Below are 13,484 nucleotides of genomic sequence, written 5' to 3' on the forward strand. Positions count from 1 at the left end.
CAAAATTTTGGTGGTTTAAATGTCAGAAATTATTGAGGTTATTTATGAGGATGGTGTTTTAAAGCCATTAAAACCATTAAAAATAAAGGATAAAAAGAGATTAAAAATTAAAATTGTTGATGAGAGTGTTGAAGAGTTCTTAAAATCCATGATAATAAAAAGTGTAAATTATAAAAAATCAAAAGAGGCATGCTACATTAGAAGGTAATTTCTAAGCCCTTACAAATATCTAAGATTTTATCTTTACTCAACTCCTCTATTTTATAATACTTAAATCCAAATCTATTAGCAATCTCTCTCCCAATCCCAATTTTTATAAATGATTGTGGCTCTGTATCAATTAATATAACGTTAATTCCCTTCTCAGCTATCTTCTCACATGCATCGAAAACCTCTTTAACATAATCCTCTTTAACAGCCACATTTGGTTTGAAATCACTAATTACAATCATTATTGGGATAATATTTGGATTTTTTCTAATCTCTCTGTCAAAGACCTCATAACTCTTAATAAAAGCATCAGCTAATGGAGTTTTTCCTCCTGTTGGTAAATCTTTTAATAGTTTTTCTCCAAGCTCTACTGAGGATGTGAATGGCAAGATTAACTCTGCCTTATCCTTTCTAAATGCAATCATTCCAATTTTATTCCTCTTTTGATATGCATCTAAGAGTAGAGAGATTATTGCTCCCTTAGCTGCCTCCATCCTTCTCATTGCTCCCATTGAACCACTTGCATCAACAACAAATAATATATGGGAGGATATCTTCCTCTGTCTAACTTTCTCAACAATATCCTCTTTTTCTAAATATATGGCTAATTTTTTATCTGCCTTTTCTCTTCTCTTTTTTTGATGAATAGCAGATCTTCTAAATGTTGCGTCAAAGGCAATATCGTTGGTTTTATCCTTTGGTAATCTAAATTTTACATATCTTCCTCTTCTACTAAAACTTTTAATATGCCTTCCAGAACTATATCTATGGATATTATCTTTAAGTTTAAACTGTATAAAGTTGGGATTTACTTTAAAACTCTCATCTATACCAAAGGTTTGCTCAAAATCTCCATTTTTATCGTTTTTATTTTGATCATCATTATGATCATTTTGATCATTTGAGTTATTGTCTGATTCTTCCTCAGATCTATTATTTATTTCATCATGTTTTTTTTTACGTCATCATCTTTTTGATCTTCTTTTTCTTTATTCTCATTTTCATTTTTATCATTTTCCTGTTTAAATTCATTAATCATCTGCTCCAACTTCTCCTTATTTAATTGTGGTGGTTCAAACGGCTTTCTTCTCATTCTATGTGGGAGAGCCAACTCCATTGCCTCTTTAACATCCTCTAAAATAACTTCTGTTCTTCCATTATAAGCAGATAACGCCTTAGCTGTTCTAACAACAGTTATATCTGCCCTATTTGTCTGAATTCCTAACTCAATACAAACCTTTGATATAAATTCTAAGAGATCATCACTTATCTCAACATCTTTTAAAAGTTCTCTTGCTTTAATTATTCTATCTCTTAATTTGTTCTGCTCTTCCTCAAATTTCTTATAAAATGCCTCTGGATTTTCGTTGAATTCCTCAACTCTCTTTATAACCTCTACTCTTTCCTTAACATCATTCAGCCCTTCAACATCGACCATTAAACCAAATCTATCTAAGATTTGGGGTCTCAACTCCCCTTCCTCTGGGTTCATAGTCCCTACTAATATAAATCTTGAAGGATGCTTTATCTTAACTCCTTCCCTCTCAATGATATTCCAGCCCATCGCTGCAGCATCCAACAACACATCAATTATATGGTCATCCAGTAAATTAACTTCATCAATGTATAGGATATTTCTATTTGCCTCTGCTAAAATTCCTGGCTCTAATGCTTTAATTCCTTCTTTTATTGCCTTCTCTATATCCAATGTTCCGATAACCCTATCTTCCGTAGCTCCAATTGGGAGATTAACAACTTTCATCTTCTTTTTTATAGTTCTTAGTTCTCCTCTCTCTTTCTTTTCTTTGCAAATATCGCATAGGTCTCCATTTGGATCGCAGTTGAATGGACAGTTTTCAACAACCTCAATCTCTGGCAACAGATCAGCCAAAGCTCTAACAGCGGTGGATTTCGCAGTCCCTTTCTCTCCTCTAATTAAGACACCGCCGATCTTAGGATTTATTGCATTTAAGATTAATGCCTTCTTCATCTTTTCCTGTCCAACTATTGCTGTAAATGGATAAATATACTGCATAATCATCACACTTTTTAATATTAATTTTTTATTTTTATGAGTAGTATAATACTTTTTATGTTATCTTAGGTAGGCATTAACTTATATTTAAAAGTTAATGTTGCTGAGATAAAATTAATTTTAATAATGGTTGAGATGGAAAGATAAATACCTAAAGGTTTGTTAATAAAATTATGTGTCAAATTTATGGTGGAGATAATGATCGCTATAATAAGTGATATACATTCTAATTTAGAGGCATTAAATGCAGTTTTGAATGATATAAAAAATAGAGGCATTAAAAAAATCTTTTGTTTGGGAGATATTGTTGGTTATGGAGCTAATCCAAATGAATGCGTAGAATTAATAAGAGAGATTAACTGCAAAAGTGTAGTTGGAAATCACGATTATGGTGTCTTAGGAAAGGAAAGTTTGGATTACTTTAATAAATATGGAGTTATAGCAATACTATGGACTAAGAAGGTAATAAAAAATGAAAATTTAAAATTCTTAGAGTCCCTTCCTTTAATTATTGAGGAAAAGATAAAAGATAAAAAGGTTATCTTCTCTCATGCAAATCCTAAATCTCCTGAGTTATGGGAATATCTATTTCCAGATTATGTTGATGATGCCTTTGATTGTGGAGATATAATATTTGTTGGACACTCCCACATACCATTTGTAAAGTCCGAAGAAGGCAATTTATTGCTTCATGAAGGTAGGATATACTTAGATGAGGATAAAAAACATCTAATAAATCCGGGAAGTGTGGGACAGCCAAGAGATGGAATAAATAAAGCAAGTTATTGTATATTTGATGAAAAAGATTTTAAAATAGAGATTGTTAGAGTTGAATATGACATTAAAAAGGCATATGAAAAGATCATTAAAAATGGATTACCAGAATGGTTGGGAGAAAGGTTATTTTTAGGAAGATAAGTTAAAAGAATCTTCCATAAGTTAAAATTGCTTCAATAATAATAAACGCAGTTGTAATTCCAATAACATGCTCTGGCTTAACTTTAACTTTTGAGAATGTCTCATCCATATATCTTATTAAACCAGCACTTGTTGCCAAACCTGTCTCTTCTCTTTTACTCATAATTTCACCTAAAATTCTCTAAAAACTTCCTTAATTCATTAAGTTCTTCTGATTCAAAATTCCAATAACCTTTTTCCGCCCCAATTCCAACAGAATTAACGATTTCTGGCATTATGGATAAATAAGCTAATGCTCTTGCCTTTGCGATATTTTTAATTTTACCATTAGAATTTAAAAAATTATTCCTATAAAACCTTCTACTTTTAAAGTAATCATACTTTCCAAAAAATTCTTTTACCTTTCCTTCTTTATATAGTTTGTTAGCACATTCAATTAAATCATCTACACAACTAATTAAGGGATTATCTTTAACCGTTTTTAAACATAAATCTTCTAACATTCCTTCTTTGAAATTACCGGGCATAACATAAATACCAATTTTTGGAATTCCTTCTGAAAAAATATACATCTCTTGTGGTGAGTTTAGCCCTACATTTTTTAAAATATCACAAACACTTTGAAAAGTTGTATAAGGATTATTATCAGCATCAATAATGATTCCAAAAGCAATAATGTTTTTAAAATTAGAATCTCTAATCCAAACTTTCAATTTATTTTTAAGATTGTTTTTTCCATCATATTTTAAAATTTGGACATCATATATGCCTAAAAAAATCAGAAATTCTTTAAAAAATCTTTTTTCATCTTCGCCCTCTACAATTAGTATTTTGTTTTTTGTTAAGGTTTCCATTTACCTCATCTCCCATTCCATATTAATAGCTTCTTTTAATGTTTCTTTATCATAATCAATGGCTTTAAATTCATTGTTGTATCGTTCAATCCTATATAGCATAATATCAATATCTTTACTCTTCATATTTTCATAAACATCTATATATGCTTTTATACATTCCCATGAATGTGTTGTTGCGAATAATTGGACATTAAATTTCTTTGATGCTTCAAAAATTCCTCTCCACAAAATTTCTAATGATGTGTAATGCAAACCATTCTCAATTTCATCTATAAAAACAAATCCATCTTTTGCATTGTATATTGCTGACAAAATAATTAATAATTTTAAAATTCCATCTCCCATAACGTTTATCGGTATGAGTTTTTCAGCTTCTATATCACAATATATAATTCCCTCCGCCCCAATTCTCAGATCTTTTATAGAAGGTTCTATTTTTTGCAATATTTCTATTATTTTGTCAATTTCTTTTGAAATTTGAAGTTTATTTATCCATTCTACCATATTACTTATATCTATCTTTGGTGATAAATATATTGATTTTTGTTCTTTTGCTAACCCCATTATTCGAGAAATTCTAACTCCAGTAGGTAGGGGAACAACAGATTTTATATTGTTATTCTCTTTAATTACAACTTTTTTTAATCTTCCTTCCCATATAGATATTTCATAAACTTTTACATTTTTTATATCTGAAACTTTAAAGGTTGTATAGTTTAAACGCAATCCTCCAATTGGAAATCCCCCAATATTTTCATCATACTTAATCTCACTTCCATCCATGTAATTTATAATAAGTTCTTTCATCTCATGTGAATTTATATAACCGCTAATTTTAATTGGAATGTTGGTATTTATTTTATTAAAAATAGTTAATAATGCGTTATTAAAAACTTCTGAATCTTTATATATTTCCTTAAAGTTTTCAAAATTTCTAATATCAATTAAATTTAAAATAGTAAGTGGATTGCTTAGTAAATAGATTCCTTCAAGAACAGATGTCTTACCACAATTATTTTTTCCAACAAATAAATTAATTCTTTTTAAATCATCAATTTCAAGATTATTTATGCCTCTAAATGAATTAATTATAACTTTTTTAAACATGGCATTTCACCAACTCTTTAACTTTTTCCACGATCTTTTCAGCAACATATTTCTTAGATCCAGAGATTTTCTCAATATCATTTTTTGTTATAATATAAACCTCAATATAATCATCTCCGAAGTAGTGCTCACTTAAATCATTGGCTATAATCATATTTAAATTGTATTTATTTAGTCGCTCCTTAGCCCTATTTATAAGTTCCTTTTCATCTAAATTGTATTCTGCTTTAAATCCAATAATTATCTTGTCCTTATAAATCCTTCTTAACTCTTCTAAAACCTTAGGATTTCTCTTTAACTTTAATATTAGCTCTTCTTCAGAACTCAACTTTCCTTCAAACCTCTCAACTGTAAAATCAGATATAGCTGCTGATGAAATAATTATATCAAAATCCTTAGCCAACTCAATAGCTTTATTTAACATCTCCTTAGCTGTTAAAACCTTATGATTCTTTATATAATAAGGTGGCTCTAATCCCATGGCTGTTATAACCTCGACATAAAAGCCCTCTTTGCAAAAAGCTTCTGCTAAGGCAACTCCCATTTTTCCAGATGATAAATTAGATATAACTCTAACTTTATCTATAAACTCAATAGTCCCTCCGTTTAATATTAAAACTCTATTACCTTCTTTTTTTAAGTTATTTCCTATTTTTTCAATAACTACTTTAACAACATCCTCAATACTTGCAACTTTTGCCTTCCCTTCTTCAAACTTTGGAGATATGATATAAATGTTATCTTTCTCTTTAAGCTCATCTATATGTCTTTTAATTGCCTTAAACATATTTTCATGCATTGCTGGGACAATAAATATTGGTTTATTTCCAATAAACATTAAAGCAGTGGTATTTATAATATTATCTGCAATTCCTAAGTTTATCTTTGAGATTATATTGGCAGTTGCTGGATATATTAAAAGGCAGTCGCATTCATTGTATAAAAGGATATGCTCTATATCTCCAGTTATCTCTTCATAAACCTCATTTCCACATCCAAATTTTAATGCCTCTTTGCCTATAATCTTTTTGGTTTCTTCTGTAATGATGCAATAAACCTCTGCTCCATGCCTTATTAACTCTCTCATCAATTTAGGAGTTTCAATAGCCGCTATTGATGAAGTTACAGCAACTAAAATTTTTTTACCTTCTAAGAGTTTTGATTTTGTTCCTTTTAATAGTTTAGTTGGATGCATAATCTCACTATTTTTCCTTTAAATTTATAATTATTTTACATTTTGGGCAGATAACTCTATCTCCAACACATTTAAATTCATATGAACAATTTGGGCATCTAACTACTTTTATAAAATTATCTAAGCTATTTAAGTCAATAATTGTAAATTTTTCTATCTCTTCCAAGTTTTCACCATTGATAAGATCTCCTCAGTGGCGTCAGTTGGCTCTTTGAATCCAACATACACTTCTTCAACAATCTTTTTTATAAATCTCTCAGAATTTTGTCTAAATTTACAACTTTGAATGCACAGTGGGCAGTAGTTTAGGTATTTCTCATCCTTTCTCATTTTTAGAGGAAATAATTTAAAGAAATTTATTAGTATTCCCTTTTTATGTTTAAAGATTCTACAATTTAAACAACTTGTAAATATGACTCCCTCAAAATCGTCTATTATCTTATCTTTTAAAAATCCATATGGAAAATTTTTTATAATATCAGTAAGTTCTTCTTTAGAAATATTAAGGGATATGAACTCATGATCTATGTTGTTCTCATTTATAAAGGTTGTTATTTTATTTTTTGTCCTCTTTGGAACGAGAGCTGGAAAATCATAGGTTATAGCTTTAACATTAAAGATTTTTGATAATATGGAAAGAGAATAGAGATCGTATTGACATTGAACTATACAAACAACTTTATTATCTGTTTTTAAAACATTATCGGATAAGAAATAATCACAAATTATCTGTATTTCCTTATCACTAAAAAAAGATTTTATAAGTTTAACCCTCTCTCTGAATAATAATATATCGCTATAATCTTCAACCCTTATTATATTAAATTTATCTTTTAACTTTTCTCTTAGTTTACCAACCACCCAACCTCCCGGGCCAATGATTATGGATTTATCGGTTCTATTTTTTGTATATATTGTTAAAATTTTCCCATCAATATTAATATCTACAATCTCAAATTGTGTGGGAGTTAAACCAATCTCCTCCCGAATTTTTAAAATGTCTTTTTTAAGATTGTTAATTATTTTCTCCTTTTTTGATTGCAACAATGCTTTCTCCGGCATATAACTTCTCTCCTACTTTAACTTTTAGATTATAATCTGATGGAATTATTAAAGCAGTTTGAGATCCAAGTTTTATCATGCCTATTCTTTCTCCCATGTCGACATGTTCTCCTTCATGTATTTTAAGCCAACATCTTCTTGCTACAAATCCAGCAATTTGAACAACCCCGACATATTCACTACCGTTCTTTATAATCACAATATTTCTCTCATTTATTTTTTGAACTCCACTTAGAAATGCAGGATAAAATGCCCCATTTATATGTTTTATGTAAACAACATCTCCTCCAATTGGTGCTCTATTTACATGAACATCCAGTGGAGACATAAATATTCCGATAACATAGCATCCATTTGGGAAGTATTTGGATACATTTACAACATAGCAATTTCCATCTTTAAAGACCTCAGGATTTCCTGATTTATAAAAATTTATATACTCAATAGTCCCATCCGCGGGAGATAATATTATATTATTCCCTTTTGTTATTGGTCTGTCGGGATCTCTATAAAAGTAAACAGTAAACAACAATAGAGAGCATACCGTTATCGCAAAAAACTTCTTATGCTTCATATCCATCACCATCTATTAAAGAGAAAATTCAATATTTTCAGAACTTTTTTGATTTTATGTTATAATGGTTATATATTATTTTCCCACTTTAAAAACTTTTTCTTTTTAATTTTCATGTTCTTTGCACCATTTACATTTTTCATAACCAAGTGCTTTCGCATCTTCCTCTGAGTAGAAGTATATAATATTTTCCTTTTTTAATCTTTTCCCATATGGGCAATTATCGAGGGTGTGATACTTTTTACCATAGATAGAGGCGTAAATGCTCGTTGGAGTTGGAGATAAGAAAATATCTCTATCGAAGTTATTCTTTTTAAGTAGTTTAAAATCATCTGCTTTATCTAAAATCACTTCATACAGCCCCCTATAAACGGACACCTTACCTCTGACTTCAACATAGTCCCCTTCCTTTATCATTGGAGTATATTGCAGTATGTAATTTAAAAGTTCTGTTTTTGTTTTACCAAAGGCAACAACGTCTATATTTCCAGTTCCATCGTTTATAACAAGTCGTGAGAGTCCAATAACATGGCGATACTTATCTCTTTTAACATCCATCTCTTGGATGTATCCCTTTATAATAACGTAATCCCCTTCCTTAACATCAGAAACATGCTTTTCTATTGGTTGAATAGGGTTTAAAAATAACCAAACAGTAGAAACAACGATAAAACACGTTAACGCAAATAACATAACATTTTTTTCATTTAGTTTCATTTTAACACCATATTAAATCAATCAAATTTACAAATTAATTTATCTAAAAAAAGAAAAAATAAAAGGATTTTGGGGAATTTATAGGTTTTTGATTAATTCTAAAGCTGCCTCTCTTGTTTTCTCTCTATCTCCACCAGCTACGACTATAACATCGTGTCCGTTTGCTACTCCTGGAATTAATGCAATTGTTGGTGGGCTTGTATTGTTTAATTCTAATTTGCCTTCTTCAACTAATTCTTTTGTTAATTTGTTTGCAACAGGTCCTCCAACTAAGACCAAGTTCTTGTCAGCAGTGTCTAAGCTAACTTCACTGTCTAACTTAGCGATTGGAGCTGTTAATGAGCATGGCTCAACTGCAGTACCTTCTATGTTATTTAGTGTTATTTTTGCATTTAATATTGAAGCGGTTTCTCCTGTTTGAAGCTCCAACGGCTCCTCTTTATCCATTGAGAAATAAACATATAATCTATCCTGCTTATTTTCATCATCAAATTTGAATGAAACGTAATCTGCAATGTTAAGACTATCTCCATCTTCTAAAGAAGTTAGATCATCTCCTTCATACCTTAAAGCAATACCTACTATATTGTCACTGTCTTTTATATCGGATTCTAAGTTTAAGACATCTGAAAATGGATTTCTAACAACGGCGTATGCTTTATAATCTCCAATATATTTCTTACCAAGATCTATTTCCTTAGTGTTTTTTGTGATTAAAAGTTCAGCATATCCCTGGGTTTCACCAATATTCATCCAAGCAGTATGTACGACGACACCAATACCTCCATATACAAACTTCATTGTTTGTCCTGTACTAGTATCTACAGTGTCCGATTTCTCAGCTACTACAGTTCCGTCCTTAATAATGTCTACGGTTACTTTATACTCTCCTGGATTAGTTGATTTTAAAACCTGCTTTACTTTTACAGAATATCCATTTCCGACATCTATTTCGGAACCTTCTTTCATTACCCCTTCGTAGACGGGATCTCCTAAATAAATTGCATCTTTATCAGAATCTATTTTAACTACAGCTTCTTCTTTTCCTAAAAATGGTATTCTATCTCCTGGTTTTATAGGAACAGTATCTTCGATATTACTATCTCCATCTTTATATGCTAAGGACATATATAGTGCTTCTCTTTTCTTAATTGTTATACCGTCGTCAGAATCGTTTTTTACAGAAACTACAAATATCTCTCCGGCATCATCGTCTTTAGTTTCAGTGTACCAATCATCTGGATCTATGTCATCAATTTTCAATGCGGTAGGCAATACTCCCAATGATTTTACTCTTACATCAGTTCCTGAAATTATGTCTGACAAATGATCTCCTGAGAATGCATCTTCAGCTTCTTTCGCTAAGCTATCTGCATAATCGCTATCCGAAGCTGAAATAAATACTATTTTCCCATTTTCAGGTAATGCAGCTTCATTTGTAACCTTTATTTTTTCTATTTCATCACCTACAGCATTGTATATTTTATAACTATCATAAACTACCCCAATACCTACAATTTCAGATACATTTATCAAATCATTTATAGTTTTTGGAACAAACGTACCATTTTCATATGTAATTGCAACGAATTGTTTTCCACCTTGGGGGACTTCAAAAGAAGATAACATTTCACCAAATGTCCTAACTCCAGGATTCTTAATAATGCAAACGATATTTCCTTTTTTGTTAAATATTAGACCAGTGTTACTAGACTCATTATATATATAGTACACGTCAGTTCCTAATGCTTGAAGGTTGGATACTGTAGCATTGATGTAAACTGCACCAGTGCTCTCATCTTTTAAGATAATATTATCTGAGGTCTGGTTATATTCTACATAATAATTATCAATGGTTGTATTATACACACTCGGAACTGTAGTAGGTTCTAGAATACTTTGGCCGATATATTCGTAATAATTGATACCTGCATTATTAATATCGGTAATTATGATTTTTGATCCAGTATATGGATCTTCTATAATATCACCAACATTTAATGTATTAAAACCGGAAGAAGATCCAACTAAAGACATATCAATAATTCTTTTATATTCGGTAGTTATTCCTTCTTTTGTTATATTAATATAGCTAGAAATTGATGTAGGAACATTCACTTCGGAAGATAATGTCACTAAGTTATTGAAAGTACTAATATTGTTATTATTATATGAAATATCATTTGAAGGGATCGAATTGATATTTTTATCTTTAAATGATATTAGATCGATTATTGAGTTATTATTGAAGTATTTTTCATAATTGTCCGATATATTAACTGTGACTTTTGCATTATATTCTCCTAATGTATATGTTGAAGATGTTGAGATTAATGGAATTGCAGTATCCCAATCTCTAGTTAGATCAAAATCGTCTGATTCAGATTTTGCATATACATCTAATAATGCTTTTCCATCTGTAACTGTTCCTTCTTTGTAGCATAAGCTTCCTATTTTTGCAGCGATGTCAGCAGCTGAAACAACGTCCATTGTTGATGGTGCGTTAGCTCCAACAACAACATAACAGTTTGGCTGTCCATCTTTAACTAAGTCAGCTTTTAAGTCCTTGTAATCGCTGAATCCTATTGTTGTAACTTCAGCAGCAACTCCGCTTGCTAAGGCAGTAGCTACCATTGCCCCTCCTATTGCTAAGGTACCTATTTTCTTTAAGCTCATTGCCATATTTTATCACCATATAATTTTTTGTAATATTTTTTGTGTTGTTATTTGATTGACGGTATATACCTTCGACGAACTACTATATAAATCTTACTATATGAAACGGTTGTAACAATAGTTTCATCCTAAGAATGGTTGTAAATATGAATATAATTTTAATCTATTATGTCATTTGTGTTATTTTATTAATAAAAAAGGTTGTAAATGTTTGCAACTTTTTTAAACGATTAAGAATTTATTTTAATTTACTTTAATATTTATATACGTCTCATAAGGATCTCTCAAAAATATTAGAAGGTTTTAATGAGCAGATAGGAAAATTCATATTAGTATAAAAAATTTGGGAGAAAAGATTATTAATATCTTAAAAGTATCCAATACAAATAATAGCGGTTAAACTGATTTGATAAGTTAAGGGCTGAATAAGAAAAATCGAACAAATAAAAATAACGTGATAAAAATGAAAATAGCAATAACTGGAAAAGGAGGAGTAGGAAAAACGTTTATCTCATCAACATTAATGAGATTATTTGAAAAAAATGGATTTAAGGTTATTGGAGTTGACTGTGATCCAAACCCTACGTTAGCGTTAGCATTTGGAATTGAGGAAGATATAGTTCCTTTATCAAAGAGAAATGATATTATAGAAGAAAGAACTGGGGCTAAACCAGGGACTTATGGGAATATTTTTAAGATAAATCCAAAAGTTGATGATTTGGTAGATAAGGTGGGGTATAAAGTAGGAGATAACATAACTCTTCTGGTTATGGGCACTATTGAAGAAGGAGGGGAAGGTTGTGTCTGCCCTGCATCTGTTTTATTAAGAAGATTATTAAGGCATTTAATTTTAAAGAGGGATGAGGTTGTTATTTTAGATATGGAGGCAGGGATTGAGCACTTTGGAAGAAAAACAATAGATACAGTTGATTTAATGCTTATCGTTGTAGAACCAACAAAAAAATCACTGATAACTGCAAAAAGAATGAAAAAATTAGCTAACGATTTAGGAATAAAAAATGTTGGAGTTGTTGTTAACAAAGTAAGAGAAGATGATAAAGAGAGTTTGAAAGAGATTATTAAAGAAGAACTTGGTTTGGAAGTTTTTGGAGTTGTTTCTTATGATGAGGAAGTTATTAAATGTGAATTTTCAGGAAAGCTTATCAACTTAGATTCAAAAGTTGTAAAGGAAATAGAGGAGATATTTAATAACATTTTGAATTTAAATACCTCTGCTTAATTTAAAATACGGCTCTCTTCTCTTTATACATTCGATAAAATATTTTTCTAAATCGTCTCCTTTCCTCAAAGGGGTTAAAATATCGACTAAATTGTCATCTCTTAATAAACATGGTTTTAAATATCCATCATAAGTTAACCTTATTCTTGTGCAGTGTAAACAAAACTCTGTGTTATCCATGGGTCTAACAAATTCTATTTCTAAGCCATCAATAATGTATTTTTTTCTATTTTGCATGAATTTTCTTGTAATTATTTTATCTGCTTTTTCTTTGATTTCGTTCTCTATTGGTGTTATATCAACATAATATTTTTTTAGATCTTTGTTTAATGGAATAAATTCGATTATCTGCAAAATTGCCCCAACATCTTTACAAAATTCCATTATATTTTTTAGATCAGAGATATTTATGCTTGTTGCTAAGAAATTTATTTTTATTGGTGTTAGATCTACATCTACTGCCTTTTTTATTCCACTTATCACACGATTTACATCTCCAAATCTCGTAATTTTTTTATATAAAAAAGGATTTAATGTGTCTAAACTGACGTTTACTCTATCCAATCCAGAATTTTTGAGATTTTCAGCAAGATTTTCCAATAAAATTCCATTAGTTGTTAAAGATATATCTTTTATTCTTTCATCTTTGATATTTTTAATAATATCACAAACGTCTTTTCGTAATAGTGGCTCTCCTCCAGAAATTTTTACTTTTTTTACTCCAAATTTTGTGGATGTTCTTACTATCTTTCCGATCTCTTCAGCAGTCATAGATCGGTTGTTGTTTGATAGATGGCCTTCTTGATGGCAGTAAAAGCATTTTAAATTGCATTTGTTTGTTATTGACACTCTGAGCGATCTTATCTCTCTTCCAAATCTGTCTTTCATATTTT

Annotated in this window: 15 protein-coding genes; 3 read left to right on the forward strand and 12 right to left on the reverse strand. The window is 30.1% G+C overall.

What is annotated here, in order from left to right; genetic code table 11:
* Window positions 1–19 precede the first annotated feature (19 nt).
* Window positions 20–208 carry an antitoxin family protein gene (locus METVU_RS00530; RefSeq protein WP_012819524.1) on the forward strand — a complete coding sequence of 63 codons (189 nt, stop codon included), beginning with the start codon at window positions 20–22 and terminating at the stop codon, window positions 206–208.
* Here the strand turns inward: METVU_RS00530 and METVU_RS00535 are convergent.
* Both METVU_RS00535 and METVU_RS00540 read right to left on the reverse strand, forming a co-directional pair.
* A complete protein-coding gene (locus METVU_RS00535) occupies window positions 198–722 on the reverse strand; it encodes a VWA domain-containing protein (RefSeq protein ID WP_342626807.1) in 525 nt (174 codons plus the stop codon). The genes METVU_RS00530 and METVU_RS00535 overlap by 11 nt on opposite strands.
* 425 nt (window positions 723–1,147) lie before the next feature.
* Complete coding sequence (locus METVU_RS00540) at window positions 1,148–2,245, reverse strand: ATP-binding protein (RefSeq protein WP_048196649.1); 1,098 nt, start codon at window positions 2,243–2,245, stop codon at window positions 1,148–1,150.
* 198 nt (window positions 2,246–2,443) lie between these two features.
* Here METVU_RS00540 and METVU_RS00545 point away from each other — a divergent pair, with 198 nt between their 5' ends.
* The gene (locus METVU_RS00545; protein ID WP_012819526.1) at window positions 2,444–3,163 is read left to right on the forward strand and encodes a metallophosphoesterase family protein; all 720 of its coding nucleotides are present in this window, start codon (window positions 2,444–2,446) and stop codon (window positions 3,161–3,163) included.
* Window position 3,164: 1 nt separating this feature from the next.
* On the opposite strand, the gene METVU_RS00550 is transcribed toward METVU_RS00545, so the two are convergent.
* From METVU_RS00550 to METVU_RS09190, 9 genes are all read right to left on the reverse strand, one after another.
* On the reverse strand, window positions 3,165–3,326 hold the full coding sequence (locus METVU_RS00550; RefSeq protein ID WP_012819527.1) for a preprotein translocase subunit Sec61beta: 162 nt from the start codon (window positions 3,324–3,326) through the stop codon (window positions 3,165–3,167).
* A gap of 4 nt (window positions 3,327–3,330) precedes the next feature.
* Complete coding sequence (locus METVU_RS00555; protein WP_012819528.1) at window positions 3,331–4,017, reverse strand: DUF3226 domain-containing protein; 687 nt, start codon at window positions 4,015–4,017, stop codon at window positions 3,331–3,333.
* On the reverse strand, window positions 4,018–5,127 hold the full coding sequence (locus tag METVU_RS00560) for an AAA family ATPase (RefSeq protein WP_012819529.1): 1,110 nt from the start codon (window positions 5,125–5,127) through the stop codon (window positions 4,018–4,020). It abuts the gene before it with no gap.
* The gene (gene coaBC / locus METVU_RS00565; protein ID WP_012819530.1) at window positions 5,120–6,322 is read right to left on the reverse strand and encodes a bifunctional phosphopantothenoylcysteine decarboxylase/phosphopantothenate--cysteine ligase CoaBC; all 1,203 of its coding nucleotides are present in this window, start codon (window positions 6,320–6,322) and stop codon (window positions 5,120–5,122) included. Before coaBC ends, METVU_RS00560 begins: the two co-directional genes overlap by 8 nt.
* Before the next feature lie 7 nt (window positions 6,323–6,329).
* Window positions 6,330–6,488: a hypothetical protein gene (locus METVU_RS09025; protein WP_012819531.1), complete on the reverse strand. Its 159-nt coding sequence runs from the start codon at window positions 6,486–6,488 to the stop codon at window positions 6,330–6,332.
* A complete protein-coding gene (locus METVU_RS00570; protein WP_048196652.1) occupies window positions 6,476–7,384 on the reverse strand; it encodes a hypothetical protein in 909 nt (302 codons plus the stop codon). Before METVU_RS00570 ends, METVU_RS09025 begins: the two co-directional genes overlap by 13 nt.
* Window positions 7,338–7,964 (reverse strand): archaetidylserine decarboxylase, encoded by a 627-nt coding sequence (locus METVU_RS00575; RefSeq protein ID WP_394296112.1) that lies wholly within the window; start codon window positions 7,962–7,964, stop codon window positions 7,338–7,340. The genes METVU_RS00570 and METVU_RS00575 overlap by 47 nt, the downstream gene beginning before the upstream one ends.
* Window positions 7,965–8,063: 99 nt before the next feature.
* Window positions 8,064–8,675 (reverse strand): OB-fold nucleic acid binding domain-containing protein, encoded by a 612-nt coding sequence (locus METVU_RS00580; protein ID WP_012819534.1) that lies wholly within the window; start codon window positions 8,673–8,675, stop codon window positions 8,064–8,066.
* A gap of 78 nt (window positions 8,676–8,753) precedes the next feature.
* A complete protein-coding gene (locus METVU_RS09190; protein WP_012819535.1) occupies window positions 8,754–11,357 on the reverse strand; it encodes an S-layer protein in 2,604 nt (867 codons plus the stop codon).
* A gap of 457 nt (window positions 11,358–11,814) precedes the next feature.
* On the opposite strand from METVU_RS09190, the gene METVU_RS00595 reads away from it, so the two are divergent.
* Window positions 11,815–12,591, forward strand: coding sequence for an ATP-binding protein (locus METVU_RS00595; protein ID WP_012819536.1), 777 nt, complete (start codon window positions 11,815–11,817; stop codon window positions 12,589–12,591).
* Here METVU_RS00595 and moaA read toward each other — a convergent pair.
* Window positions 12,574–13,479 (reverse strand): GTP 3',8-cyclase MoaA, encoded by a 906-nt coding sequence (gene moaA / locus METVU_RS00600; protein WP_012819537.1) that lies wholly within the window; start codon window positions 13,477–13,479, stop codon window positions 12,574–12,576. The two genes, METVU_RS00595 and moaA, sit on opposite strands and share 18 nt — an antisense overlap.
* Window positions 13,480–13,484 lie beyond the last annotated feature (5 nt).

It is taken from the genome of Methanocaldococcus vulcanius M7 (genome assembly GCF_000024625.1).
In the GTDB taxonomy this organism is placed as follows: Archaea; AGJL01; Methanococci; order Methanococcales; family Methanocaldococcaceae; genus Methanocaldococcus; species Methanocaldococcus vulcanius.